A 26,445-nucleotide genomic window follows, 5' to 3' on the forward strand; every position below is an offset into this window, starting at 1 on the left:
CTAAAGGCTCCCCGACACGAAGCGCAGCAAGGTCGCGAGCAGCGCCAGCATCAGCGCAGCTCCCAGGAATTCAGGGATACGGAAGACACGCATCTTGGCGATCGACGTCTCGAACAGCGCGAGCAGGAAGCCGCATAGTGCGAGCTTGCCGAAATAGAACAGCGCGCCGATGCCGAGCGCCCCGACGCCGGCGTCCGCGGTCGCGGTGCCCCACGGCAGGAACACGCAGGCGATCAGGGAGACGTAGAGCAGAAGCTTGAGCTGCGAGGACAGGTCGACCAGCGCGAGGTGGCGGCCGGAATATTCCAGCACCATGGCCTCATGCACCATGGTGAGCTCGAGATGAGTGGCTGGATTGTCGATGGGGATGCGCGCGTTTTCCGCCAGCGCCACGATGGTCAGCGCGACCAGGGCCATGCCGAGCGAAACACGCAGACCGACGAGGCTGGAGCCCATATATTCGGCGACGGTGGAAAGCTGGGTCGAGCCCGCGATCATCGCGACCGCGAACACCGTCATCAGAATGGCCGGCTCGGCCAGGGTTGCGATCATCACCTCGCGGCTGGAGCCGATGCCGCCAAAGGCGGTGCCGACATCCATTCCGGCAAGCGCCTGGAAGAAACGCGCGCTGCCGAGCAGCGCAATGATGGCGATGAGGTCGGCGCTCCAGGAGAACAGCAGGCCGTTGCCGAACGTCGGCACCAGGGAGGCCGCTACCCATGTTCCGGCGAACATCAAATAAGGAATGGCGCGAAACAGCCAGGAAGCGTTGTCCGCGAGCACGACGTCCTTGCGCATCAGGCGGACGAGGTCACGATAGGGCTGAAGCAGAGGCGGCCCGCGCCGACGGAGCAGCCGTGCCTTCACCTTGCGCACGAAGCCGGTCAGCAGCGGGGCGAGCAGAAGCACCAGCAGCATCTGGACGCCTTGCGAGACGATGTCAGGCAGCGTGGTCATAGCGCCACCACCAGGAGCAGCAGGATCAACGCCACGAACACCAGCGTCAGGTAGCGGCGGATGGTGAGGAACTGGAGGGCATTGATGCGCTCGGTGGCGAAGCCAATACCCTTTGCGATCGGCGCGTAAAGTGCCTCCCAGATCAGGTCATGCAACTCGACGGTGAGCCGCGCCGGTGCGGGCGAGGAAGGCGGCGGCATCTCGCCGATCTCGCGTGCCGCAAAGATCACGCTGCCGAACACGCGGCGGATCGGTTGCGAGAAGCTGGAGGCCGAGTACTGGATGGTGGGATCGGGATCAGGATAACCGCAGTCCCAGGCAGGCGCCCGGCGCAGCCGGTCGGAGGCGAGGCGATGGATCGCGGAAGCCGCTGCCGTACCGCTGAATGCGACGAACAGGAACACCAGAAGCCCGTTGTAGGAGCTGCGGCTTTCTGCGATCGGCACAATCGTCAGCCACTCCAGCCCCGCCTGGTGCGGCATGACATTGCCGACCATGGCCTTGCTCACTGGCGCCAGCGCATCGATGAACAGGCCCGGCAGGATCCCAGTCACGAGGCAGAGCGCTGCAAGCGCGAACATCGCGGCCAGCGAGAAGCGATCGGTTTCATGCGCGCCCGCGGCGATATCGGAACGAGGACGGCCGAGGAAGCTGATGCCGTAAAGCTTGACGAAGCAGGCCGCGGCAAAGGCTGCCGCCAGTGCCAAGAGACCGCCGACCGCTGGGATGGCGAGCTTCAGTCCCCAGGACGGCAGTTGCGGCGAGAGCAGGATCGCCTGGAAGGTCAACCACTCCGAGACGAACCCGTTGAAGGGCGGCAGCGCCGAGATCGCGACACAGCCGACCAGCATCGCGAAAGCCGTGCGGGGCATGCGATGGATCAGGCCGCCGAGCTTCTCCATGTCGCGCATGCCGGTCGCTTCCAGCACCGCGCCGGCGCCGAAGAACAAGAGACTCTTGAACAGCGCGTGATTGAAAACGTGCAGCATCGCTGCGGTGAAGGCGAGTGCCGCCACCCAGTCGAGCCCCTGCGCCTTGAAGGCGAGCGCAAGCCCGAGGCCAGTGAAGACGATGCCGATGTTCTCGATGGTCGAATAGGCCAGCACACGCTTGATGTCGCGCTGCATCAGCGCATAGAGCACGCCCAGCGTCGCAGTTGGGCCTCCGACCAGCAGCACCACCATACTCCACCACCACTCAGGCTCCGGCAGCAGGTCGAAGACGATGCGCACAAAGCCGTAGACGGCGACCTTGGTCATCACGCCGCTCATGAGGGCCGACACATGGCTGGGTGCGGCGGGATGGGCGAGCGGCAGCCAGGCATGCAGCGGCACGAGGCCTGCCTTGGAGCCGGCGCCGAGCAGGACAAGGATCACCACCATGCCGGCAAGCGCGGCCGAAGGATGCGAGGCGCGGATCGCATCGAAATCGTAACCGGCACCATTGGCAAGCAGGCCGAAGGCAAGCAGCAGCGCCAGCGTGCCGAAGCTCGCCATCAGGAGATAGACATAGCCGGCACGAACGTTGTCGGCTTCACGATGATGCGCCACCACCAGGGCCCAGGAGGTCAGCGACATGAACTCCCACGCCACCAGGAAGCTGAAGGCGTCGTTGGCGAGCACGACGGTGTTCATGCCGGCGAGATAGGCCGGATAGAACGGCAGCACCCGGCCGGGCGTTTCCTCATGCGCGCCATAGCCGAGCGCGAACAGGCTCGCGGCTGCGCCACCAAGATTGATCACGACCAGGAAGAAGGCCGACAGCGCATCGAGACGGATGTGAGCCCCCAGCCAGGGCAGACCGATCGGCAGCGTCGCGCTCAGCACCGGGTGAGCAGGATCGAGCAGATGAAGGAGTGCGGTGACGCAGAGCGCCGCAGTGACGACGAGGCAGGCGCCGTAAAGCACGGCCGAGCCGCGCGGGCGCGTCGACAGCGCGATCCCGACCGGCGCCAGCGCCAGCAGCAGTGCCACCGACCATAGCGCCACCGAGATCATCAGAGGTCCCGGGTTGCGAGTTCTGCGCGTGTCGTCATTTGTCGTCCTCAACCGCGCTGGGCAGTGATTTCAACCGCACGCCGCGGCCGCCGCCGGTCGAGGCCGTGCCCTCGCCAATCAGCTCGATTCCCGCCGCCGCGAGCGCCTCGACCAGCTTCATCAGAGAATCGACGTTGCCCCGAATGACGCCCTCGGAGGACTCCATGCGCTGAATTGTCGGCAACGATAGCGAGCATCGCTGCGCCAGCTCGCGCTGGTCGATCCCAAGAAGGGCCCGGGCGGCCCGAAGCTGCGCGGCGGTAATCACGGAGAATGCCCCATGCCACGTGTCATATTTGAGAAAGCAATCTTATGATATCTAAATTGATGTATCAAGCATCAATTATGCTGCATGGAACATCAAAGCCAAGTCAGCTCCAGGCTGCAACGTCATCGCGCGCCTTAACGCGAAATTCGCTGCGATTTCAGGAAGCTGCGCCACGGGCGGCCGATCGTAGAGACCGTTCACCGGCCTCTGCTCTAATGCCTTCCACGCTTGAAGGGGGCGAACACACATGGAGGATCGCGACAGGCAGGTCGCCGACCACGGCGGGCTCGGCTCGCTCGCCTTGGGCGGGCTGCTCGAGCAGGCCGTCAACAATCTTTGGCTCGGCATCATCCTGTTCAACCGGAGCCGCGAGGTCATCTACTGCAACCAGCGCTACATGGACATGTACGGCCTTGCACCTGACGAGGTGCGGCCAGGCACGCCGGTCGGCAAACTGATCCAGCACCGGCTCAAGCTGGGATTGAAGATCCGCGGCGAGGCCGATGAGTATGTTCGCGCTCGCACCGAGCGCAAGGTCGTCAGAGAACAGACCGTGCAGGAATTCGCGGATGGGCGGATCATCGCCTATACCGTCCACCCTCTGCCGGATGGTGGCGGCATGGCCACCCACGAGGACATCACCGAGCGCGAGGAGCTCAGCGCGCGGCTGCAGCAGCGCAACATGCAGTTCGACATCGCGATCAACAACATGTCGCACGGGCTGTGTTTCTTCGATGCCGATCACCGGCTGATCGTGTGCAACAAGGATTTCATCGACATGTACGGACTGCCGCGCGAGCGCGTCCGTCCCGGCACGCCCCTGTCGGAAATCTTCGACATGCGCTTTGAGGTCGGCAGCGTGCCGGCAATGTCGCGGGACGAATACGCGAAATGGCGAACCGGGGTCGCGGTCTCGGCCGAGCCCGTCGACAGCATCGTCGAGATGCGAAACGGGCGCACCTTCAAGATCCGCCATCGCCCGATGCCGGACCTCGGCTGGGTGGCGACCCACGAAGACATCACGGAGCAGCGGCGGGCCGAGCTCAGAATCGCGCATATGGCGCATCACGACGCGCTGACGGATCTTGCCAATCGCGCCCTGCTGAACCAGCGGCTCGAACAGGCGATTGCGTCGAACCAGGCGTTCGCCGTGCATCACATCGACCTCGACAAGTTCAAGTCGGTGAACGACACGTTGGGACATCATGCCGGCGACGCCCTGCTCAAGGGCGTCAGCGAGCGCCTGCGCAGCCTCGTTCGCCCGGGCGATACGATCGCCCGGATGGGTGGCGACGAATTCGTCGTGCTGCAGACCCCGATCAGCGAGGCAAGCGAAGCAGGCACGCTTGCGCAGCGCATCATCGGGCAGATGAGCGCGCCGTTCGAGATCGACGCCCAGCAGACGATTGCGGGCGCAAGCATCGGCATCGCCTTTGCGCCAGCCGATGGAACAACACCCGAGCAATTGCTGCGCAACGCCGACCTTGCCCTTTACCGGGCCAAGAGCGACGGCAGGGGCATGTACCGCTTTTTCGAGCCCGCCATGGACGAGCAGGTGCAGAGCCGCCGCGCATTGGAGATCGATCTGCGCAAGGCGCTCGCCGGCGGCGAATTCGAGCTCCACTATCAGCCGCTCGTGAAGAGCCACAGCGGCGCGATCAGCGGCTTCGAGGCACTGATCCGCTGGCAGCATCCGCAGCGCGGATTAATCCCTCCGGGCAGCTTCATTCCGCTTGCCGAGGAGATCGGCCTGATCGTGCCGATCGGCGAGTGGGTGATCCGGCAGGCCTGCATGACCGCCAGCCGGTGGCCAAAGCACCTCCACGTTGCCGTCAACATATCGGCCGTGCAATTCCGCTCCGCCGGTCTTGCCGAGGTGATCGTCGGCGCACTCGCGGCCGCAGGGCTGGACGCCAGCCGGCTCGAAATCGAGATTACCGAGAGCGTCCTCTTGCAGGACAAGGAGGGAACGCTCGCCACGCTGCACCGGCTGCGCGAGCTCGGGATCCGGATCGCGATGGACGATTTCGGCACCGGCTATTCGTCGCTGACCTATCTGCAATGTTTCCCGTTCGACAAGATCAAGATCGACCGCTCCTTCGTGCGCGACATCGCCACCGATGCCGGATCACTCAACATCGTGCGGGCGATTGCTGCGCTCGCAAGCGGGATGGGAATGACGGCAACGGCGGAAGGCGTCGAAACGCGAGAGCAGCTCGACCGGATCGCGGCGGAAGGATGCACGGAAATGCAGGGCTATTTGTTCAGTCGCCCCCTGCCCGCAGCGGAAATCGAGCGCCGCTTCCTGTCCCCGGAAGCGCCCACCCTGCCCGACCGGTTCGCTGCGGCCTGATCGTCTTCCCTCGCCACGAACTCGTCATGGCCGGGCTTGTCCCGGGCATCCACGTTCTTCGTGCAGCGGGAAACGTCGTAGAGCCGGGACGAGCCCCGGCCATGACGATGCGGGAACGTCAGTGCGCAAGCTCTCCAAGGCCATATGCGATTGCCCTCCCGCAAGGGAGCGCAGGGTGCCGCGGGCGGCTCCGAGGTGACGAGATCACTCAGAACTCGCTCGCAATTTTGGAGAGCATCGCGATCAGGGACTCGCGGTTGGCCCCGCCCAGCAGCTCGTTCAGCCGCGCCTCGTGCTTGGTTGCGACGAGCCTTTTGGCGCGGGACAGCACGGCCTTGCCCTTGTCGGTCAAGACCAGGATGTGAGAGCGGCGGTCGTTGGTGGAGCGGATCCGCGCGCAAAGATCGCGGCTTTCGAGATTGTCGAGCATGGCCACGAAATTCGGCCGCAGGATGCCGAGCGTGGAGGCGATCTCGGTCTGATTGCGGCCGGGATTCTTCTCGACCAGCAGCAGCACGGAAAACTGCGCCGGCGTGAGCTGGAGCGAGGCCATGCAGCGCAGGAAATTCTCGAACACCTTGAGCTGGGCGCGCTTGAGCACGTAGCCGAGTTGTTCGGAAAGCTCGCCAAGCTGAAGGGCTTCCGCCGCATCGTCGGGCGCGTCCTTGCGCGCCTTGGCAGCCTCTGCGCCCTTTGCGGTTGCTTCCGCCGATTTTTCCGCCGCCTTGGAAACGGTCATCGCCTGTTGCTCGCAATCCCGTTAGATTTGGGTCCGGTGTTCCCCGGCCCTTGAAGTTATATTCGATAATTGTTATTGACCATATCAAATATCGTCAGCGATTTTCAATGGCTGTGAGGGACGATCCACCGCGAAAGGGGGAATCGTCCCGGATCTTAAGGGGGAGCGTCCGGTCTTGAACACCACCATCCTGCTGTTCCTTATCCAGGACGGCATCACCAACGGCGCGATCTACGCGCTGCTCGGACTGGCGCTGGTGCTGGTGTTCGCCGTCACCCGCGTCATCCTGATTCCGCAAGGCGAATTCGTCACTTACGGCGCGCTGACCTATGCCTCGCTCGCCTCCGGCCAGATGCCGGGCACGGCCAAGCTCGCGCTCGCGATGGGCATCGTCGCCTTCGTGTTCGACCTGTTCGGGGCGCGCAAGGCGCTGCATGGGCGGCTGATCCTGCGCACCCTCCTCGCCAACATCGTGCTGCCCGGACTCGTGCTGGCGGTGACCCTGTACTTCGCCGGCCAGAAACCGCCGGTCGCTGTCTCGATGGCGCTGTCGCTGGTGATCGTCGCGCTGATCGGCGTGTCGCTCTATCGCATCGTGTTCCAGCCACTGGCGCACACCTCCGTGCTCGTGCTGCTGATCGCTTCCGTCGGCGTCCATCTTGCGCTGCAGGGCCTCGGCCTTCTGTTCTTCGGCGCCGAAGGCCAGCGCGGACCGGCGGTGCTGTCGACAGCCTTCACGCTCGGCGCGCTGCGCTTCACCGGGCAGAGCATCACGGTCTACGGCATCACGATCGCCTTCATCGTCGGCCTCTGGCTGTTCTTCGGCTTCACGCGATACGGCAAGGCCCTGCGCGCGACCGCCGTCAACCGCCTGGGCGCGCGGCTCGCCGGCATCCGCACCTCGCTGTCGGGACAGATCGCCTTCCTGCTGGCGTCGGTGATCGGCGCGCTGTCGGGTATCCTCATCGTTCCCATCACCACCCTCTACTACGACAGCGGCTTCCTGATCGGCCTGAAAGGCTTCGTCGCGGCGATCATCGGCGGGCTCGTCAGCTATCCCCTGACGGCAATCGCCGCGGTTTTTGTCGGCATCGTCGAGGCGTTCTCGTCCTTCTACGCCAGCAACTACAAGGAGGTCATCGTCTTCATGCTCCTGATCCCGGTGCTGCTGCTGCGCTCGCTCGCCGCCCCCGCGGTCGAGGAAGAGAAGGACTGAGCACGATGAACGATCGGCTTCCCATTCTCGTCTTCGCACTTGTCATGGCGGCGATCCCATTTATTCCCGGCATGCCGCCGTTCTGGATCGTGCTGCTGGACAATATCGGCCTCGCCGCGCTGGTCGCGATGGGACTCGTCCTGCTGACCGGCGTCGGCGGCCTCACCTCGTTCGGACAGGCAGCCTTCGTCGGCTTCGGTGCCTACACCACTGCGGTGCTGTCGACGGCGTATGGCCTGTCGCCCTGGCTGACCCTGCCGCTCTCGCTGCTGGTCAGCGGCCTGCTCGCAGTGCTGCTCGGACTGATTACGGTCCGCCTGTCGGGCCACTATCTGCCGCTCGGCACGCTCGCCTGGGGACTCGGGCTTTTCTATCTCTTCAGCAAGCTCGAATTTCTGGGACGTAACGACGGCATCTCCGCGATCCCCCCGCTGTCGATCGGCACGTTCAAAATGCTCTCGCCCGGCTCGATCTACTACGCGATCTGGGTTGCGGTGATCGTCTCGGCACTGCTCACGATGAACCTGCTGGACTCCCGCACCGGCCGCGCCATCCGTGCGCTCAGGCGCGGGCATGTCGCGGCCGAAGCCTTTGGCGTGCAGACCCCGCGTGCAAAGCTGCTGGTGTTCATCCACGCCGCGGTGCTCGCGGGTCTCTCCGGCTGGCTTTATGCGCATCTCCAGCGCGCGGTGAATCCGACGCCGTTCGGCGCGCAGGCCGGCATCGAGTATCTCTTTATCGCGGTCGTCGGCGGGGCCGGTTATGTCTGGGGCGGCGTGCTCGGCGCGGCAATCGTCGTGATCCTGAAGGAGGTGCTGCAGAGCTACCTGCCGCTGATCCTGCCGGGCTCCGGCCAGGTCGAGACCATCGTGTTCGGCGTCATGCTGGTGGTGCTGTTGCAGCTCGCGCCGGGCGGCGTCTGGCCGTGGCTGATGTCGCTCCTGCCGGAGAGGACCAAGGGCAAAAAGCCGGACACCTCACTGACCCTGCCGGCACGCGTCCGCGCGCCCGGCGAGGCAAGCGTGCTGCTTCAGGTCGAAAAGGCGCGAAAGCAGTTCGGCGGCGTGATCGCGGTGAACAACGTCTCCTTCGACGTCCAGGCCCGCGAGATCGTCGCGCTGATCGGTCCGAACGGCGCCGGAAAGAGCACGACGTTCAACCTGATCACCGGCGTGCTGTCAGCAACATCAGGCTCGATCTCGGTGCTCGGCAGGAAGGTCGACAAGGCACCGCCGCAGGAGATCGTCAAGCTCGGCATCTCCCGCACGTTCCAGCATGTGAAGCTGGTGCCTGACATGACCGTGCTGGAGAACGTCGCGATCGGCGCGCATCTGCGCGGCCATTCCGGTCCGATTGCCTCGATGCTGCGGCTTGACCGCGCCGACGAGGCGCGGCTGCTCGCGGAAGCCGCGCGCCAGATCGAGCGCGTCGGCTTGGGCGAGCAGATGCATCAACTCGCGGGCTCCCTCTCGCTCGGACAGCAGCGCATCGTCGAGATCGCACGCGCGCTGTGCGTCGATCCGATGCTGCTGCTGCTCGACGAGCCGGCGGCTGGATTGCGCCACATGGAGAAACAGCAGCTCGCCAAGCTGCTGCGCGACCTGCGCGACGGCGGCATGAGCGTCCTCCTGGTCGAGCACGACATGGGCTTCGTGATGAATCTCGCTGACCGCATCGTGGTGCTCGATTTCGGCACCAAGATCGCGGAGGGCACGCCCGCCACGATCAAGACCAATCCCGAAGTGATCAAGGCCTATCTCGGAGTGGCGGCATGAGCGCGCTGTTATCGGTCACCGACGCGCATGTCGCCTATGGCAAGGTCGAGGCGGTACGCTCGGTTTCGCTCGAGGTCGGCCAAAACGAGATCGTCACCATCGTCGGCGCCAACGGCGCCGGCAAGACCACGCTGCTCTCGGCGATCATGGGTATCCTGCCGCTGAAGGGCCGCGTCGCCTTTGCCGGGCAAGACCTCGCGCGCCTCGACATCGAGGACCGCGTCGCGATGGGGCTGGGACTCGTGCCGGAGCATCGCGAATTGTTCGTGACCATGAATGTCGAGGACAATCTGGAATTAGGGGCCTTTCGTATCGAGAAGAGCCGGGCGAAGAGCTCGATCGAGCGGGTCTACGCGCTGTTCCCGCGGCTGAAGGAGCGGCGCAAGCAGCTCGCCGGCACGCTGTCCGGCGGCGAGCAGCAGATGCTCGCCATGGGCCGCGCGCTGATGGGAGAGCCGAAGCTGCTGATGCTGGACGAGCCGAGCCTGGGCCTGGCGCCGATCATCGTCGCCGACATCTTCCGCATCGTCACCGAGCTGCGCGCCGGCGGCGTCTCGGTGCTGCTGGTCGAGCAGAACGCGCAGGCCGCACTGAAAATCGCGGACAAAGCTTATGTAATGGAGCTCGGCGAGTTCGTGCTCTCCGGCAAAGCCAGCGACATCGCCGCCAACGAACGCGTCGCAGCGAGCTATCTCGGCTTCCAGCACGAAGGCGCCAGCGCGATTTGATCTATTCGCTTCCCTTCTTCCCTTCTTCCCTTCTTCCCTTGTGGGAGAAGGTGGCGCGAAGCGCCGGATGAGGGGTTGTTTCGACGAATTCAATTGCGAGAGACTTACTCGCGGAGAGAGACCCCTCACCCGTCTCGCCGCTCCGCGGCGAGCCATCCTCTCCCACAACAAGGGGAGAGGGTGCACTGTCGGTGCGGTGCTAGCTTCCACCTTCACTACCCCGTAACCACCGTCCGCCCCTTCAACGCCGCCACCTCTGCCTCCAGCTCCGCGATCCTTGCATCGCGCGCGGCCAGCGCTGCCGCCACATCCGCCGCGTCGAATTTCTGCGGGATGTGCTGCGGGCAGTTGGTGTCCCAGGCTTTGATCTTGAACAGGATGACCTGCTCGGGTCGCGCCCTGTAGCCTTTCGGCATCAGTGATTGCGTCAGCGCGGGATCGTCCTCCACCACGCGCGCTTCACCCCAGATCTTCACCCTGCGGCGGTGGGCGTAGTCCATCACGAAGATATAGGCCTTGGGATTTTCGGAGAGGTTGCCCTGCGAGAGATATTGCCGGTTGCCGGCATAATCGGCAAAGGCAAGCGTCTGCTTGTCCAGCACCTTCAAAAAGCCCTTCGGGCCGCCGCGGTGCTGGATATAGGGCTGGCCGTCGGCTGAGGCCGTGGCGAAATAGAAGCCGCTCGCTTCAGCCAGGAACGCTGCGAGATTTTCGTCGATCTCGGTGCGCCAACCGCGCTGCTCGGCGTCAGCATAGACTTCGCGCGAGCCTTTTCGCGTCTGAATCGATTTGACTGCCGGGGTGAAGGCAACGTCGCTGGCGTAGGTGCGGGCGGACGGCATCGAAGCATCTCCAGGAGACCGGCGCGTTCTCGCGTCTATGACAGACAAACTGGCCCCATTTCGGTCGAAAACAATCGAACGACTTGACACTTCATCATTGCGTTATATGCAATAATCTCCATGGACCGGCTCGAGGCCATGCACGTCTTCGTCACCGTCGCCGAATTGCGCGGCTTTGCGCCGGCGGCGCGCAAGCTGCGGCTGTCGCCGTCGGCGGTGACCCGGATGATCGCCTCGCTGGAAGAGCATCTCGGGGCCCGGCTGCTGCAGCGGACCACGCGCTCCGTGACGCTCACCGATGTCGGCACGCGGTATCTGGAGCGTGCGCGGCGGATCCTCGCGGATGTCGAGGAGGCGGATGGCTCGGCGCGCGCAGAGCGCAACCGGCCGAGCGGGCGGCTCGTGGTCTCCGCGCCGGTCGGCTTCGGCCGGCTGCATGTCGGACCCGTGATGTCGGCGTATCTGAAGCGCTATCCTGATGTTACCGGCGAATTGCGCCTCTCCGACCATTTGATCAACCTCGTCGAGGACGCGGTCGACCTCGCGGTGCGCATCGGCCATCTCGCCGATTCCTCACTGGTGGCACGGCAGGTCGGCGAGATGCGACGGATCGTGGTTGCCTCGCCCGACTACCTCAAGCGCCATGGCGAGCCGAAGTCTCCGGAGGCGCTGCTCCAGCACCGCACGATCCAATTCGGCCCTGCGACCAACTGGCGTTTTCTGCGCGAGGGCCGCGTCATCGAGGTCACGCCAAGCCCGGGATTCATCAGCAACAGCGCCGATGCGGTGCTGCAATATGCCGAGCAGAGCGGCGGGGTGACGCGGGTGCTGGCCTATCAGGCCGCCGCCGCCCTGAAGCGCGGGCGCCTCAGAATCGTGCTGGCGAAATTCGAGCAGCCGGCGTTGCCGATCCACATCGTCTATCCGACCTCGCGCCTGCTCTCCGCCAAGGTGCGCGCCTTCATCGATCTCGCGGTGGAAACGACGAACTGGAAGTTTGGGTAGTCATCGTCACTCCTTCTTCGGCACCACGCGGAAGGTGCCGCTAGCCCGCGCGATGACGGCGTCGTCGGCTTTGACCAGGCACTGCGCGAAACAGATCGTGCTGCCGGTCTTGATCACCTCGCTCTCGACCGCACACCACTGACCGATCTCGGCCGCGCCGACGTAATCGACGGCGAGCGAGATCGTCACGAACGACGTCGTCCAGCCAGTTGCCTGCGCGCAGCTATAGCCCATCGCGGCATCGGCCAGCGCTGCAATGAGGCCGCCGTGAATAAGTCCGCGCGCATTGGTGTGCGGTTTTGCCAGCCGCAATCCGACGACCACGGCCTTCTCGGTGCGCTTGGAATAGAGCGGCTCCCAGGGATCGGTGAGCGGAGACTTGCGAAAATGCGGCTCGAAGCCGTCGGGAATGCCGGTGGCGCTCATGCGTGCCTCGCGTCGTTGGTTGCCGCCATTGAACGCGATGGACGTGACGGATGCATCACCTACAAAGTTTTAAACGACATTTGCGCGAACGTTTGAAAATGCGCTTTGCCGTCATTGCGAGGAGCGTAGCGACGAAGCAATCCAGAATCGTTCCGCGGAGACAGTCTGGATTGCTTCGCTGCGCTCGCAATGACGGTGTGGAGACAGCTTCGACGCGTAGAGTGGGCAAAGGCGCATCGCGCCGTGCCCACCATTTTCCCGCAAGTGAGACAGAAGTGGTGGGCACGCTTCCACTTTGCCCACCCTGTAAATTAAAACGGCAGTCCCACATAATTCTCCGACAACGACGCCATCGCTGCCTGCGATTGCGTGACGTAGTCGAGCTCTGCGAGCTGGATGCGCGCGCCGATGGTGCCGGTATCGGGGAACTTGTGCAGCATCGAGGTCATCCACCAGGAGAAGCGCACGGCCTTCCAGACCCGCGCCAGTGCCGTGGTGGAATAGGCATCGATCCCGGCGCTCGATTTCTCGTCGTAATATTCGCGGAGCGCGGTTGCGAGGTAATGCGCATCCGACGCTGCGAGGTTCAGGCCCTTGGCGCCGGTCGGCGGCACGATGTGGGCGGCATCGCCACACAGGAACATCGTCCCAAAGCGCATCGGCTCGGCGACGAAACTGCGCAAGGGCGCGATGCTCTTCTCGATCGAGGGCCCGGTGACGAGGCTGTCGGCCGCCTCCTGGTCGAGCCGGCGTTTCAACTCGTCCCAGAAGCGATCGTCCGGCCACTGGTCGACGTGATCGTCGAGCGAGCATTGGACATAATGCCGGCTGCGCCTGGTCGAGCGCATGGTGCAGAGCGCAAAACCGCGGGCGTGGTTGGAATAGATCAGCTCATGACTGACCGGCGGCGTATCCGAGAGGATGCCGAGCCAGCCGAACGGATAGACCCGCTCGAACTCCTCGATCGCCGACGGCTTGACGCTGGCGCGGCTGACGCCGTGGAAACCATCGCAGCCGGCGATGAAGTCGCAGAAAATCTCGTGGCTGACGCCGTCCTTGATGTAGGTTACGCGCGGGTGACTACTGTCGAAGTCATGCGGCTGCACGTCCTTGGCCTCGTAGACCGAGGTGAGGCCCGCAGCCTTCCGCACATTCATCAAATCGAGGGTCACCTCGGTCTGGCCGTAGATCATGACCGTCTTGCCGGTCGCAGCCTTCATGTCGATGCGGTGACGACGGCCGGAAAAGGCAAGCTCGATGCCCTCATGCAGGAGGCCTTCGGCATGTGCGCGCGTTCCCGCACCGACCTCGTCGAGCAACGCCACGGTTCCCTCTTCGAGAAGACCGGCACGGATACGCCCGAGCACGTAGTCCGGGCTCTGTCGCTCGAGAATGACATTGTCGATGCCGTAACTGTGCAACAATTGGCCAAGCAACAGTCCCGCCGGCCCAGCGCCGATGATTGCGACTTTTGTCCGCAATACTTGCTCCTCTCGATCCTGTAGGGTGCGGCGCGAGCTTGCTTGTCGCGGTCGTCCTCGCGCTGTAATTATAACATATAACATTTGAGCAAAAGGGAGTGCTATTCGCCGCAGCGCGAGCAACCGTTCTCCGCGGGATGAACCAGTCGCGTTGCCAATTCCGGCTTGAACGAGCACTCCAATTATATAACATGTTAACTAACAAGACCGGGCCGAAGAAGCCTGCGGTCAAAAACAGGGAGAGACGAGTGATGAGGAAAGCCTGTCTGGCGTTGCTACTGGCAGCAAGCGTGACGCCTGCTTTCGCGCAGGACAAGAATTTCGACTTGAAGATCTCGCATTGGGTGCCGGCCTCGCATCCGCTCCAGAAATCGCTGGAGGACTGGGCGGCCGCGGTGGAGAAGGACTCCGGCGGCACCATCAAGGGCAAGGTGTTCCCGGCGCAGCAGCTCGGCAAGGCATTCGACCATTACGACATGGCGCGCGACGGCATCGCCGACGTCACCTACGTCAACCCCGGCTACCAGCCAGGCCGTTTCCCGATCATCGGCGCCGGCGAATTGCCGTTCCTGATCTCGGATGCCAAGGGCGGCTCCATGGGGCTGGACGCCTGGTATCGCAAATATGCCGAGAAGGAGATGAAGGACGTCAAATACTGCCTCGCCTTCGTCCACTCGCCCTCCTCCTTCCACTCCCGCACCAAGAAGATCGTGGTGCCTGAGGACGTAAAAGGCCTGAAGATCCGCCCGGCCCACGCCACCATGGCGAATTTCGTCACCTCGCTCGGCGGTACCAACGTGCAGTCGTCCGCGCCTGAAGTGCGCGACATCATCGAGCGCGGCGTCGCCGACGGCGTCACCTTCCCCTGGGGCTCGCTGGTGCTGTTCGGCATCGACAAGGTGACGAAGTATCACATGGACGCGCCGCTCTATGTCACGACGTTCGTCTTCGTGATGAACAAGGACAAGTACAATGCGATGTCCGACAAGCAGAAGGCGGCCATCGACAAGAACTGCACGACCGAGATGGCCGGCGTGGTCGGCGAGCACTGGGGCAAGTTCGAGGATGCCGGCATCGACAAGATCAAGGCCGAAGAGGGCCACGAGGTCTACAAGCTGAACCCGGAGCAGACCGCATCCTGGAAGAAGGCCGCCGAGCCGCTGGTGAAGACCTGGGGCGAGGGCGTGAAGAAGACCGGCACCGACCCCGATGCGGCACTCGCCGAGTTGAAAGCTTCGCTGAAGAAGTACAACGCGCTGGCGGAGTGACGACAAGCTGCCGCCGCGAGCTCGCCGCACCTCTCCCGCTTGCTCGAGAGGTCGGCGCGAAGCGCCGGGTGAGGGCCGTCTCCACGTTGGGAGTCTCGATTGCGGAAACTCCCTCTCCCATAGCCGATGCTTCGCATCGGCGTATTCTAAGAACGGCCGCCGAAGGCCGCCTGTGCCTCTCCCGCAAGCGGGAGAGGGAGCGCACGTCCGCCGCGGAAACGCCTCGAACTCGTCAGGCTATTTGAACAGGATTCTATCCCATGAAGCGCGCCTGGATGGATCGCTTTATCGATACGATCGAATGGATTGCGGCCGGCTTCGTCGGCCTCGTCGCGCTCGACATCTTCGTGTCCGTCCTGCTGCGAAACACGCTGAACTATTCGATCCCCGACAGCTTCGACATCGGCCGGATGCTGCTGGGCATCCTGATCTTCTGGGGCATCGCCGCGACCTCCTATCGCGGCACGCACATCACGGTCGACCTGGTCTGGGCCAATTCAAGCCCGCGCTACCAGCGCTGGATCGACGTGTTCGCAACCCTGGTGCTGCTGTTCGTCGTGACCGTGCAGACCTGGACGCTGTTCGACAAGGTGCGCGGCACCTATAACGACAATGTGCAGACCTTCGACCTGCATATGCCGACCTGGCCGTTCTTCGCGATCGCCTGGATCGGCGACGTCTCGGCGGTGCTGCTGATCGCGATCCGCACCTACCGGCTGATCTTCCATCCCGAAGAAATGCACGATCCCAAGCTGAAGGCGACGGAGTAATCATGAGCACCGATGCCGTCGCCGTAATCGGCTTCGTTTCCTTGTTTCTCCTGATGCTGCTGCGCGTGCCCGTTGGCATGGCGATGGGCCTCGTCGGCGTGTCCGGCTTCTCCTACCTGGTCGGCGCAACGCCGGCGCTGAAGCTGGTCGGCCAGACCTCGATGCGCACGGTCACCGATTACACCTTCGGCGTGATCCCGATGTTCTTGCTGATGGGCTCCTTCGTCAGCAATTCCGGCATGAGCCGCGAGCTGTTCCGCGCCGCCAACGGCTTTGTCGGCCATCTGCGCGGCGGGCTCGGCATCGCAACCGTCGGCGCCTGCGGTGGTTTTGCCGCGATCTGCGGCTCCTCCGTCGCAACCGCCGCGACCTTCTCCGCCGTCGCCTATCCCGAGATGCGCCGCTTCGGCTATCCGCAATCCTTTGCCACCGGCGTGATCGCGGCCGGCGGCACGTTGGGTGCGATGCTACCGCCCTCCACCGTGCTCGCGGTCTACGGCATCATCACCGAGCAGGACATCGGAAAGCTCTTCATCGCCGGCATCATCCCGGGCCTGCTCGCGATGAGCATGTACATGATCACCATCGGCCTGATCGGATATCTTCGTCCTGACTTTTTGCCCAAGGGCAAGAAGCTGCCATGGAACGAGCGCTTCGCAGGCCTCAAGGACATCTGGGCGCCGGTCCTCTTGTTCGTGTTCGTGATCGGCGGCCTCTACGGCCTGCCGTTCCTGCCCCGCTTCACGCCGACCGAGGCCGGCGGCGTCGGCGCCACCGGCGCCTTCATCATCGGCGTGCTCACGGGGCGGCTCGACCGCGAGAAGATTCTTGCATCGCTGCTTCAGGCGACTCGCACCGCGGCCGCCGTGTTCACTGTGCTGATCGGCGCGCTGATCTTCGGCTACTTCCTGACGGTGACGCAGACCCCGCAGAAGGTGACGGAATTCCTCACCGGCCTCGGCCTCGGCTCTTACGGCGTGCTCGCGCTGATCATGGTGATGTATCTCGTGCTCGGCTGCCTGATGGACGCCATGGCAATGATCATCCTGACGGTGCCGATCATCTTCCCCGTGATCACGCATCTCGGTTTTGATCCGATCTGGTTCGGCGTCATCATCGTCATGACCGTCGAGCTCGGCCTGATCCATCCGCCGGTGGGCATGAATGTCTTCGTCATCAAGAGCGTGGTGAAGGATGTGTCCTTCTCCACCATCTTCAAGGGCGTGATCCCGTTCGTGGCCACTGACCTCGTGCGGCTGGTGATCCTGATCGCCTTCCCGCTGCTGGCGACGTGGTTGCCGACGCGGATGATGGCGCATTAGGGGTGGAGCGATGATCTCACCCAAGCTCGACACAAAATACGTCTTCACCATCACCGCCCGTATCGGCGACGTCATCACCGCGGGCGAAACCGGCACGGGTGTCCGCCGCATCATCCCGATCATCGGCGGCGAGGTGCAGGGCGCGATCAACGGCAAGGTCTTGCCGTTCGGCGCCGACTTTCAGATCATCCGTCCGAGCGAGCTGATCGATTTGGAAGCCAGATACGCCTTCGAGACCGACGACGGGGCTATTGTCTATGTCGAGAACAAGGGCATCCGCTTCGGCCCGGTGGACCTGCTGCAAAAACTCAAGCGCGGTGAGGCGGTCGATCCCGCGCTGATCTACTTCCGCACCGTGCCGAAGTTCGAGACCGGGCACGAGAAATACCGTTGGCTGATGCAGCACATCTTCGTGGCCTCAGCCGCGCGGCACGCAGACCGCGTGGTGATCGACGTGCATCAGGTGATGTGAGACGGGCGGTCGTAAGCGTTCCGCTGGCTCCAAGCGCCCTGCTCGTCGTCCCGGCCTTCGCCGGGACCCGGAATCCATCGATTGCGAGAGATCTGAGTACCAAACGAGGGTCTTCGCCAAACTTCTCCCTGGGGGTACGGGTCCCGGCCTTCGCCGGGATGACACCGAATGTGGACCATCCCCTCGCCTACCTGGCTGATGCCCGGAACTTACCCCATATTGACTCCTCCGAAATTCGTTATACAACATAACTATTCTGAAAAGGACGCAAATGACACAGGGAAACGCCGATACCGCAGCCACGAGGCCTGATGCGCTGCTTAGGATCGAGAGGGCGGGCAAGGTCTTGACCGTGGGTCTGAACCGGCCGGCCAAGCGCAATGCGCTCAATGACGGCATCATTCACGAGATCGGCGACTGCTTTGCGACCCTGCCGGACGACATCGGTGCAGTCGTCATCCATGGCATCGGCGACCATTTCTCCTCCGGCCTCGATCTCTCCGAGCTGACCGACCACGACGCGACCGGCGGCCTCCTGCACTCGCAGATGTGGCACCGGGTATTCGACCGCATTCAGTACAGCCGCGTGCCCGTGATCGCGGCGCTGAAGGGCGCCGTCATTGGCGGCGGGCTGGAGCTGGCCTGCGCCGCGCATATCCGCGTCGCCGAGCCCTCGACCTATTTCGCCCTGCCGGAAGGCCAGCGCGGCATCTTCGTCGGCGGCGGCGGCTCGGTGCGGCTTCCGCGCCTGATCGGCGTTGCGCGAATGATGGACATGATGCTCACCGGGCGCGTCTATCCCGCGACCGAAGGCGCCTCCTACGGCTTTGCGCAATATCTGACCGAGGAAGGCGGCTCGCTGACGAAGTCGCTCGAGCTCGCCGGCCGCATCGCCTCCAACGCGCCGCTGACGAATTTCGCCGTGCTCCAGGCGCTGCCGATGATCGCAGAGGCCAATCCGCAGGCCGGCCTGTTGATGGAATCGCTGATGGCGACGGTCGCCCAGAGCGACAAGGAAGCCAAGCGGCGGATTCGCGAATTCCTCGAGCACAAGACCGCCAAGGTAAAGCCAAAATCATGAGCGCGAAGCCGTCCTCTTCCACCACGGAGCGCGGCGCGAGCACCTCTCCGCTGCGGCCGATCTCGTTCGGCGATCCCGTCGTCAACATCGAGCGGCGCGATGACGGCACGATTTACCTGCGGCCAAAACAGCCGCTCGGCGACTATCCGGAGCGCATCACCGACCGCCTGCATCACTGGGCGAAGACGACGCCGGACCGCGTCTTCATGGCCGAGCGCGAAGGCGGCCGCGGCTGGCGCAAGGTCACCTATGCCGAGCTCCTCACCGCAAGCCGGCACATCGCCTCCGGCCTGATCCAGCGCGGCCTGTCGGCGGAGAAGCCGGTTGTCATCCTCTCCGGCAATTCGATCGATCACGCGCTGCTCGCCTTCGGCGCGTTCTATGCCGGCGTACCGTTCTGCCCGGTCTCGCCGGCCTATTCGCTGGTGTCGAAGGACTACGGCAAACTCTCTTATCTGATGAAGCTGCTGACGCCGGGCCTCGTCTTTGCCGAGGATGCCGACAAATTCGCGGACGCGCTTGCGACCAATGTCTCGCTCGGCACCGAGATCGCGGCATCCTACGGCACGGTGCCGGGACGCGACGTCACGCTGCTCGCCGACCTCATGGCAACGCCGATCCACCCCGGGCTTGACGAGCTGCACGGCAAAATCGGCCCCGACACGATCGCAAAATTCCTGCTCACCTCAGGCTCGACCGGCAATCCCAAGGCCGTCATCAACACCCAGCGCATGATTTGCGCCAACCAGGTGATGCTACGCGAGACGCTGACCTTCCTGAAGGACGAGCCGCCGGTCATCATCGACTGGCTGCCCTGGAATCACACTTTTGGCGGCAATCACAATATCGGCCTGACGCTTTACAACGGCGGCTCGATGTATCTGGACGCCGGCAAGCCGGTCCCCGGCGGCATCGAGGAGACTGTGCGCAATCTCCAGGAGATTTCGCCGACAGTCTATTTCAACGTGCCGAAGGGTTACGAATCGCTGCTGCCGTACTTGCGCGACGACCAGGGCCTGCGCGCAAAGTTCTTCGACCGGCTGCATGCGATGTTCTTCTCGGGCGCAGCGCTTTCGCCCTTCGTCTGGGACAGCCTCGACGAGCTCGCGGTGAAGGAGAAGGGCTATCGCGTTCCGATGCTGACGGGATTGGGCGCCACCGAGACTGCGCCGTTCTTCATGTCGGTCAACCCGCGCACCAGCCGCTCCGGCCATGTCGGTCTGCCCGTCTCCGGCAATGACGCCAAGCTGGTGCCGAACAACGGCAAGCTGGAGGTGCGCGCCAAGGGACCGAACGTGATGCCCGGCTACTGGCGCCAGGCGGAAGTCACAGCAAAATCCTTTGACGAAGAGGGCTTCTACAAGCTCGGCGATGCGCTGAAGCCAGCCGACCCCAACGATCTCAACGCGGGCTTCGACTTCGACGGCCGGGTCACCGAGGACTTCAAGCTCGCCAGCGGCACCTGGGTCAGCGTCGGCCCATTGCGCGCACGCCTCATAGCGGCCTGCGCACCGCTGGTGCGCGACGTCGTCATCGCCGGCATCAACCGCGACGAGATTTCGGCGCTCGTCGTGCTCGACCTCGACGGCTGCCGGCTGATCAATCCGACGTTGCCGGCAGACGATCTCGTCGTCACCACGCGCGACCGGCTGGTCCGCGAGGCCTTCCGCGAGCGCCTCACTCAATTCCTCGGCTCGGCCACCGGCTCCTCAACCAGGATCACGCGGGCGATCCTGCTGGATACGCCGCTCTCGATCGACAAGGGCGAGGTCACCGACAAGGGCTCGATCAACCAGCGCGCCGTGCTGGAGCATCGCACCGCACTTATAGACGAGCTCTATGCTGCAAATCCGTCGGACCGTGTGATATCGGTCGCCTAGAAACAATCCGCCAAAGGAGAACGCCATGTTGTTGAAGGATCAGGCAGTCATCGTCACCGGCGGCGCATCGGGACTTGGTGCCGCGACTGCGCGCAAGCTGGCGGCGCAGGGCGCCAAGGTCGCCGTGTGTGACCTTAACACCAAGCTCGCCGAAACCGTTGCGGCAGAGATCAAGGGCGTGGCCGTGACCTGCGACGTCTCCGATGCCGCCTCGGCCGAAGCCGCGATCGCGGCCGCCGCCAAGGCCCACGGTCCGGCCCGCGTGCTGGTCAATTGCGCCGGCATCGGCGTGGCAAAACGCGTCGTCGGTCGCGATGGTCCGATGGCGCTTGCCGATTTCGACAAGGTGATCAAGATCAACCTGATCGGCACCTTCAACATGCTGCGCCTTGCCGCCACCGAGATGTCCAAGCTCGAGCCGCAGGCGAGCGGCGAGCGTGGCGTCATCATCAACACCGCGTCCGTCGCAGCCTATGACGGCCAGATCGGCCAGTCCGCCTATTCGGCGTCCAAGGGCGGCATCGTCGGCATGACGCTGCCGATCGCGCGCGAGCTTGCCCAGTTCGGCGTTCGCGTGCTGACCATCGCACCCGGCCTGTTCCTCACGCCGCTGCTCGCCAACCTGCCGCAGGAGGCCCAGGACTCGCTCGCCGCCGCGATCCCGTTCCCGCGCCGCCTCGGCAACGCCGACGAGTTCGCAGCGCTTGCCCTGCACATGGTCGAGAATGCCTATCTCAACGGCGAGGTGGTTCGGCTAGACGGCTCGCTGCGCATGGCGCCGAAGTAAGGCGCATCACGCATGTTCGTTCATCGGCGCGACGTCCAGATCCAGTGGGGTGACTGCGACCCCGCCAACATCGTTTATTACCCGCGCTACTTCTCGATGTTCGACGATTCGACCTCGGTGCTGTTCGAGAAGGCCGGCTTCTCGAAGCAGGACCTGGTCCACAAATATGGCCTGGTCGGCATTCCCATGGTCGACACGAGGGCGAAGTTTTACATCCCCTCGACCCACGGCGACTGGATCACCATCGAGACGAAGATCGAGAGCATCAAGCGCTCGAGCTTCGAGGTGAAGCACGACGTCTACAAGGGCGAGGACTTGGCGACCAGAGCCCTGGCGATCGAGGCCTTCGAGACCCGCGTCCTCGTCGGCCGCGACCCGGCCAATCCCGACAAGCTGAAATCCGCGCCGTTTCCGCCGGAGATGGTGGCCAAATTCGTGGGCAACTAGATTCTGGAGCTAAATCGCCGCACCGCCCAAAGACGGGGCTGAATTCGATCACAAAGTCTGCTTTCAAAGACACACCTTAAGGGAGGAATGAATGAAACCGTTTTACCTGAGCGCTGCGATAACGGCGGCAACACTGGCTCTGCCGGCGCTGCCAGCGATGGCCCAAACCAACGAAATCACCATCGGCATCACCACCACCACGACCGGCCCGGGCGCGGCGCTCGGCATTCCCGAGCGCAACGCGCTGGAGTTCGTGCCGAAGGAAATCGCCGGCGTGCCGCTGAAGGTGATCGTGCTCGATGACGGCGGCGATCCGACCACCGCGACCACCAACGCGCGCCGCTTCGTCACCGAATCCAAGGCCGACATCATCATGGGCTCGGCGCTGACGCCGCCGACGATCGCGGTCTCCAACGTCGCGAACGAAGCCGGCATTCCGCATTTCGGCCTAGCCCCCTTTCCGATCACGCCGGAGCGCATGAAGTGGTCGGTGGCGATGCCGCAACCGATTCCGATCGTGGGCAAGGTGCTTTACGATCACATGAAGTCCAAGGGCGTGAAGACCGTCGGCTATATCGGCTATTCCGACTCCTATGGCGACCTCTGGTTCAACGATTTGAAGGCCCAGGCCGTGCCGATGGGCGTGACCATCGTGGACGAGGAGCGTTTTGCGCGGCCTGACACATCGGTGACCGGACAGGTGCTCAAGCTCGTCGCCGCCAATCCCGACGCGATCCTGGTCGGTGCGTCCGGCACCGCAGCAGCGCTGCCGCAGACCGAGCTGCGCGAGCGCGGCTATCAGGGTCTGATTTACCAGACCCACGGTGCGGCGAGCATGGACTTCATCCGCATCGCCGGCAAGGCGGCGGAAGGCGTGCTGATGGCCTCGGGGCCCGTGATGGATCCGGAAGACCAGCCGGACGAGGCGCAGACCAAGAAACCGGGCCTTGCGCTCAACACCGCCTATGAAGCCAAGTATGGCCCGAACAGCCGCAGCCAGTTCGCCGGCCACTCCTACGATGCATTCGAGATCCTGAAGCGCATCATCCCGACGGCGCTGAAGACCGCCAAGCCCGGCACGCCGGAATTCCGCGAAGCGATCCGTCAGGCGCTGCTGTCAGAGAAGGAACTGGCCGCAAGCCAGGGCGTCTACAACTTCACCGACAAGGACCGCTACGGCCTCGACGAGCGCTCGCGCATTCTGCTCACCGTGACGAACGGCAAGTACAAGCTGGTGAAGTGAGCGACGATTGATTTGACCCGACGAGAGCCGGCCTGATGGGCCGGCTCTTTTGTTTTGCATGAGGTGAAGCTACTGGCTCGGCGCCGGTGCGGCTGCCTGGAGAGGGTTGGGGTGAGGGTGCCTCCGCGCTGGGACTGCTTGAAGCTTACCGAAAAAGTCCCCAGGTGGAGAGAGCCCTCACCCGGCGCTTCGCGCTGACCTCTCACGCAAGCGGGAGAGGTCGCAGCCAGCGTGCGGATCCCGTGAGCACCTCACGCCGCCTCTCGCAGCTTGGTCCAGGCGAACTCCGGATAGTACTGATCCATCATGCGGTCGACATAGGCGGTGAGGTTCGGAAACTCTTCCGCCCGCGCGCGCAGCTTGGAGTCGAAGAACGGCGTCAGGATTCCCGCGAGCGCGCCGAAGGCGGTCGCGTCGACGCCTGAAGGCCTGTTGCTCATCAAATAGGCCTTGTCGCCGAGCTGTACCGACAGCGCGAACAGCGAGCGCACGGCAAGATCGACGTCGTCATCAGGCGCGTGCCGGCCGAGGCCAGAGAGCAGATAGTTCTCGGCGACGCGGAATTGCGCATCCTCACGCAGCTTTTCGCGGTTGTGCTCCGGCGCACCGTCGAAGAAATGCGCGGGGCCCTTGGCGAAATTGACCGGGTCCACCCAGCGCGCGCCGACCAGTCCCCAATAGACGTGATGTTCGATCATGCGCTCGAACGCCCAGGCCTGCGCGCGCTCCTGCAACGACAGACCGGCATCGAAATCGAAACCATAGCGGCGCTCGATATGCGCCCGGATGAAGGTGGAATCGGCAACCGCCTCGCCGTCGTCGTCGATGAACGGCAACTGCCCCTTGGGCGAAGCGGGCGGCATCGCCCGCTCCTTTCGGTAAGGCAGTCCTGCCATCTTCAACTGCACCTCCGTCTTGGTGACGAAGGGGCTGATTTCCGGCAGGCCGAAGCCGATGCCAAAGCCGTAAAGCGTAATCATGCCATTGCTCCTGATCCCTGAAAGAGTTGATGGAACCTATCGACCGGCTGCTGCCACCATGGTGGCAGCAGCCGTGATATCCTGCGCGAAACGGGCTCCCTGCCAGGCGCGGCCCATGACGTGACGAAGCACGGCGTCCGCAGCCCCAAGCAGCGCGCGTGCGACGAGAGCGACAATCGCGAGACGGAGGTCGACGAACATGAGATCGAACGCGCCGAGACGGCCAACAGTGAAGGTTTGCAGCACGGCCTGCACCCGCCACAGCGGGCTCGCCTGGCTGAAGGTGGTGGGAAGCATCATGGACAAATCCTCTTCATTCGAACTGTTGTCCCGGTATAGAACTCCCCTGCTGCCAACATCCTGTCAGCATCCGCGCGCCGTTTTTTGAACGGCGCCAAATCGGAAGACGTGTCATGAGACGTGCCGACCGGCTGTTTCAAATCATCCAGGTGCTCCGCCGCAGCCGAAAACCGCTCACTGCGGACGCGATCGCGGCTGAGCTCGAAACCTCCAAGCGCACCGTGTATCGGGACATCGCAACGCTGATCGGCCAGCGCGTGCCGATCCGCGGCGAGGCCGGCATGGGCTACATCCTGGAAAAGGGTTTTGACCTGCCGCCCTTGATGCTGACGCCCGACGAGATCGAAGCCGCGGTGCTGGGCGCGCAATGGGTTGCCGGCCACGCCGACACGGCGCTGGCGCGCGCCGCCGAGGATCTGATGGCGAAGATCGCCGACACCGTGCCCGAGCGCCTGCGTCCCTTCGTGCTGGAGCCGGCAAGCCGCGCGCGACCGAGCTGGAATCGCGAACCCGATCGCATGGACATGGTGCGCACGCGCACGCAGATCCATGAGGGCAAGAAGATCACGCTGCGCTATCGCGACGAACAGGGCCGCGACAGCCAGCGCACGATCTGGCCGATTGCAGTCGGTTATCTCGAGGCCGTGCGGCTGCTCGCAGCCTGGTGCGAGCTGCGCAGCGATTTCCGAAGCTTCCGCACCGATCGTGTGGTGGATGCGACCTATCTCGACGAAAGATATCCAGAGCGGCGCGATGTGCTGCGCGCCAAGTGGCGGCAGAGCCTGGTCTGGGGTCCGCCGAAGGACAATTGAGCGACATGGACCAGGAATCCGCGATCGATCTGTCTCAGCTCTGCCAGGCTTGCGGCGCCTGCTGCGCCTATTCGGCGAACTGGCCGCGCTTCTCGATCGAGAGCGACGAGGAGCTCGCAGCTATTCCGCAAGCCTTCGTCAACGAGCGTCAATCGGGCATGCGCTGCGACGGCGATCGCTGTTCGGCACTGAAAGGCAAGATCGGGGATGCGACCGCCTGCGGCATCTATGCCGTGCGGCCGGAGGTGTGCCGCACCTGCATGCCCGGCGATGCCGAATGCGCGATGGCGCGGCGGAAGTTCGGGCTGCCGGTGATCGAAACGATAACTTAAGCCGGAACGGCTTCAGCGAAATCGTCGTCGAGCTCGTCCTCGAGCGGCGCAAGCACCGAGAGCGGTTTGGTCGACAGCGTAATCGGCTTGCGGCTGCCCGACAGCGACGGCGATGCCTTGGCCGTGCTTTCACGCGACAGCGCGTAAAGCGTGGAGCCGACGCGCCCCCCGCTCTCGATCAGTTCGCGCTCAGTGCAGCTCGCCGCGATCGCGACCGCCAGCGAGTGCAGATGACTGCGGCGGTAGCAGAACAAGGCCAGCCTGGCGCGGGCCTCGGGAGCAACACTCTCAACCAGTCTCGGCAGGCCGCTTTCGCTGGCGCGATACATCTCGCCAAGGAGCTCGTCGCGGACCGGGCAGAAATCGCTTTCGTAGGCGTCTCGGCTTGAAAACATTGCGATTCTCCTCGTCTGCCGAAGATGCCGCGCAATTCTCTAACGAAAGGTTAACCACACGAGCCGGTAGTGTCCCGGGGGTCTTTCTCCCCATTTGCGAATCGGAACGCGCCGAAGCCGGTGAGCTCAGTTCGCCGCCATGAAGATCGACAGCCCAAAACCGGTGAGGTGGTGCAGCGCCTGGTCGACGCCGATCAGGGTCCAGAACCAGGGGTGCTCCTGGTTGACGCCGAAATTGGCCGAGACAAACCCCTTGGCCCGATCGACCGTGATGTGGATCGCGAAATCGATCAGGGCGACGAACCAGAATTTTGGCGCGAATATCAGGATCAGCGGCAGCGCAACCGCAAGGTGAACCAGGCAGTGCACCAGGAGCGGCAACGCCCAGCCGTGCTTCTGGTCCTTGCCGTGCGCCATCCAGGCGGTCTGGAGGACGAAGTCGGCGATGATGTGCTTGAAGGTGAGCAGCAGCATCCAGCCAATGAGCGCTTCGACCGGAACCGCTGATGACATGGGTGGAAACGACAAAG

27 protein-coding genes are annotated in these 26,445 nt (G+C 63.8%); 16 read left to right on the top strand and 11 right to left on the bottom strand.

Annotation, left to right across the window (positions count from 1 at the left end; all coding sequences use genetic code 11):
- From ACV1FX_RS32500 to ACV1FX_RS32510, 3 genes are read right to left on the bottom strand one after another with little or no spacing between them, the layout of a single operon-like run.
- A complete protein-coding gene (locus ACV1FX_RS32500; RefSeq protein WP_473121621.1) occupies positions 1–957 on the bottom strand; it encodes a respiratory chain complex I subunit 1 family protein in 957 nt (318 codons plus the stop codon).
- Positions 954–2,954, bottom strand: coding sequence for a hydrogenase 4 subunit B (gene hyfB, locus ACV1FX_RS32505; RefSeq protein ID WP_473121622.1), 2,001 nt, complete (start codon positions 2,952–2,954; stop codon positions 954–956). The genes ACV1FX_RS32500 and hyfB overlap by 4 nt, the downstream gene beginning before the upstream one ends.
- Positions 2,955–2,988: 34 nt before the next feature.
- Complete coding sequence (locus ACV1FX_RS32510; protein ID WP_473121623.1) at positions 2,989–3,261, bottom strand: helix-turn-helix domain-containing protein; 273 nt, start codon at positions 3,259–3,261, stop codon at positions 2,989–2,991.
- 247 nt (positions 3,262–3,508) lie between these two features.
- Here ACV1FX_RS32510 and ACV1FX_RS32515 point away from each other — a divergent pair, with 247 nt between their 5' ends.
- The gene (locus ACV1FX_RS32515) at positions 3,509–5,614 is read left to right on the top strand and encodes a putative bifunctional diguanylate cyclase/phosphodiesterase (RefSeq protein ID WP_473121624.1); all 2,106 of its coding nucleotides are present in this window, start codon (positions 3,509–3,511) and stop codon (positions 5,612–5,614) included.
- 208 nt (positions 5,615–5,822) lie between these two features.
- Here ACV1FX_RS32515 and ACV1FX_RS32520 read toward each other — a convergent pair whose 3' ends face one another.
- Positions 5,823–6,353, bottom strand: coding sequence for a MarR family winged helix-turn-helix transcriptional regulator (locus tag ACV1FX_RS32520; RefSeq protein WP_473121625.1), 531 nt, complete (start codon positions 6,351–6,353; stop codon positions 5,823–5,825).
- 175 nt (positions 6,354–6,528) lie between these two features.
- Between ACV1FX_RS32520 and ACV1FX_RS32525 the strand changes: the two genes are divergently transcribed.
- The 3 genes from ACV1FX_RS32525 to ACV1FX_RS32535 are packed head-to-tail and all read left to right on the top strand — an operon-like array spanning position 6,529 to position 10,072.
- A complete protein-coding gene (locus ACV1FX_RS32525; protein ID WP_473121626.1) occupies positions 6,529–7,569 on the top strand; it encodes a branched-chain amino acid ABC transporter permease in 1,041 nt (346 codons plus the stop codon).
- 5 nt (positions 7,570–7,574) lie between these two features.
- Entirely contained in the window at positions 7,575–9,344 is a 1,770-nt protein-coding gene (locus ACV1FX_RS32530; protein ID WP_473121627.1) for a branched-chain amino acid ABC transporter ATP-binding protein/permease, read from the top strand.
- On the top strand, positions 9,341–10,072 hold the full coding sequence (locus tag ACV1FX_RS32535; protein ID WP_473121628.1) for an ABC transporter ATP-binding protein: 732 nt from the start codon (positions 9,341–9,343) through the stop codon (positions 10,070–10,072). The genes ACV1FX_RS32530 and ACV1FX_RS32535 overlap by 4 nt, the downstream gene beginning before the upstream one ends.
- Positions 10,073–10,287: 215 nt before the next feature.
- On the opposite strand, the gene ACV1FX_RS32540 is transcribed toward ACV1FX_RS32535, so the two are convergent.
- Complete coding sequence (locus ACV1FX_RS32540; RefSeq protein ID WP_473121629.1) at positions 10,288–10,914, bottom strand: pyridoxamine 5'-phosphate oxidase family protein; 627 nt, start codon at positions 10,912–10,914, stop codon at positions 10,288–10,290.
- Positions 10,915–11,034: 120 nt separating this feature from the next.
- Here ACV1FX_RS32540 and ACV1FX_RS32545 point away from each other — a divergent pair, with 120 nt between their 5' ends.
- The gene (locus ACV1FX_RS32545) at positions 11,035–11,919 is read left to right on the top strand and encodes a LysR family transcriptional regulator (protein ID WP_473121630.1); all 885 of its coding nucleotides are present in this window, start codon (positions 11,035–11,037) and stop codon (positions 11,917–11,919) included.
- Between the two features lie 6 nt (positions 11,920–11,925).
- On the opposite strand, the gene ACV1FX_RS32550 is transcribed toward ACV1FX_RS32545, so the two are convergent.
- Together ACV1FX_RS32550 and pobA are read right to left on the bottom strand one after the other, a co-directional pair.
- Complete coding sequence (locus ACV1FX_RS32550) at positions 11,926–12,345, bottom strand: PaaI family thioesterase (protein ID WP_473121631.1); 420 nt, start codon at positions 12,343–12,345, stop codon at positions 11,926–11,928.
- Between the two features lie 311 nt (positions 12,346–12,656).
- Complete coding sequence (gene pobA, locus ACV1FX_RS32555; protein ID WP_473121632.1) at positions 12,657–13,826, bottom strand: 4-hydroxybenzoate 3-monooxygenase; 1,170 nt, start codon at positions 13,824–13,826, stop codon at positions 12,657–12,659.
- Positions 13,827–14,077: 251 nt separating this feature from the next.
- Between pobA and ACV1FX_RS32560 the strand changes: the two genes are divergently transcribed.
- From ACV1FX_RS32560 to ACV1FX_RS32600, 9 genes are all read left to right on the top strand, one after another.
- Positions 14,078–15,094, top strand: coding sequence for a TRAP transporter substrate-binding protein (locus tag ACV1FX_RS32560; RefSeq protein ID WP_473121633.1), 1,017 nt, complete (start codon positions 14,078–14,080; stop codon positions 15,092–15,094).
- A 260-nt stretch (positions 15,095–15,354) separates the two neighbouring features.
- On the top strand, positions 15,355–15,864 hold the full coding sequence (locus ACV1FX_RS32565; protein WP_473121634.1) for a TRAP transporter small permease: 510 nt from the start codon (positions 15,355–15,357) through the stop codon (positions 15,862–15,864).
- A 2-nt stretch (positions 15,865–15,866) separates the two neighbouring features.
- Complete coding sequence (locus ACV1FX_RS32570) at positions 15,867–17,186, top strand: TRAP transporter large permease (RefSeq protein WP_473121635.1); 1,320 nt, start codon at positions 15,867–15,869, stop codon at positions 17,184–17,186.
- 10 nt (positions 17,187–17,196) lie between these two features.
- The gene (locus ACV1FX_RS32575; protein WP_473121636.1) at positions 17,197–17,658 is read left to right on the top strand and encodes a DUF3237 domain-containing protein; all 462 of its coding nucleotides are present in this window, start codon (positions 17,197–17,199) and stop codon (positions 17,656–17,658) included.
- Positions 17,659–17,929: 271 nt separating this feature from the next.
- On the top strand, positions 17,930–18,739 hold the full coding sequence (locus tag ACV1FX_RS32580) for a crotonase/enoyl-CoA hydratase family protein (RefSeq protein WP_473121637.1): 810 nt from the start codon (positions 17,930–17,932) through the stop codon (positions 18,737–18,739).
- Positions 18,736–20,619: a feruloyl-CoA synthase gene (locus tag ACV1FX_RS32585; protein ID WP_473121638.1), complete on the top strand. Its 1,884-nt coding sequence runs from the start codon at positions 18,736–18,738 to the stop codon at positions 20,617–20,619. The genes ACV1FX_RS32580 and ACV1FX_RS32585 overlap by 4 nt, the downstream gene beginning before the upstream one ends.
- Positions 20,620–20,644: 25 nt before the next feature.
- Positions 20,645–21,406 carry an SDR family NAD(P)-dependent oxidoreductase gene (locus tag ACV1FX_RS32590; protein WP_473121639.1) on the top strand — a complete coding sequence of 254 codons (762 nt, stop codon included), beginning with the start codon at positions 20,645–20,647 and terminating at the stop codon, positions 21,404–21,406.
- 12 nt (positions 21,407–21,418) lie between these two features.
- Positions 21,419–21,853, top strand: a complete 435-nt coding sequence (locus ACV1FX_RS32595) for an acyl-CoA thioesterase (protein WP_473121640.1) — start codon at positions 21,419–21,421, stop codon at positions 21,851–21,853.
- 91 nt (positions 21,854–21,944) lie between these two features.
- Complete coding sequence (locus ACV1FX_RS32600) at positions 21,945–23,096, top strand: ABC transporter substrate-binding protein (RefSeq protein ID WP_473121641.1); 1,152 nt, start codon at positions 21,945–21,947, stop codon at positions 23,094–23,096.
- A gap of 251 nt (positions 23,097–23,347) precedes the next feature.
- Here ACV1FX_RS32600 and ACV1FX_RS32605 read toward each other — a convergent pair whose 3' ends face one another.
- Both ACV1FX_RS32605 and ACV1FX_RS32610 read right to left on the bottom strand, forming a co-directional pair.
- Positions 23,348–24,076: a glutathione S-transferase family protein gene (locus ACV1FX_RS32605; protein ID WP_473121642.1), complete on the bottom strand. Its 729-nt coding sequence runs from the start codon at positions 24,074–24,076 to the stop codon at positions 23,348–23,350.
- A gap of 36 nt (positions 24,077–24,112) precedes the next feature.
- Positions 24,113–24,376: a hypothetical protein gene (locus ACV1FX_RS32610; protein WP_473121643.1), complete on the bottom strand. Its 264-nt coding sequence runs from the start codon at positions 24,374–24,376 to the stop codon at positions 24,113–24,115.
- A gap of 113 nt (positions 24,377–24,489) precedes the next feature.
- On the opposite strand from ACV1FX_RS32610, the gene ACV1FX_RS32615 reads away from it, so the two are divergent.
- Positions 24,490–25,188, top strand: a complete 699-nt coding sequence (locus ACV1FX_RS32615) for a helix-turn-helix transcriptional regulator (RefSeq protein ID WP_283038261.1) — start codon at positions 24,490–24,492, stop codon at positions 25,186–25,188.
- Positions 25,189–25,193: 5 nt separating this feature from the next.
- Positions 25,194–25,520 (top strand): YkgJ family cysteine cluster protein, encoded by a 327-nt coding sequence (locus ACV1FX_RS32620; protein ID WP_473121644.1) that lies wholly within the window; start codon positions 25,194–25,196, stop codon positions 25,518–25,520.
- On the opposite strand, the gene ACV1FX_RS32625 is transcribed toward ACV1FX_RS32620, so the two are convergent.
- Positions 25,517–25,915: a hypothetical protein gene (locus tag ACV1FX_RS32625; RefSeq protein WP_473121645.1), complete on the bottom strand. Its 399-nt coding sequence runs from the start codon at positions 25,913–25,915 to the stop codon at positions 25,517–25,519. The two genes, ACV1FX_RS32620 and ACV1FX_RS32625, sit on opposite strands and share 4 nt — an antisense overlap.
- 126 nt (positions 25,916–26,041) lie before the next feature.
- Positions 26,042–26,389 (bottom strand): DUF3307 domain-containing protein, encoded by a 348-nt coding sequence (locus ACV1FX_RS32630; RefSeq protein ID WP_473121684.1) that lies wholly within the window; start codon positions 26,387–26,389, stop codon positions 26,042–26,044.
- Positions 26,390–26,445 lie beyond the last annotated feature (56 nt).

The sequence above is a fragment of the Bradyrhizobium ingae genome, from assembly GCF_055791185.1.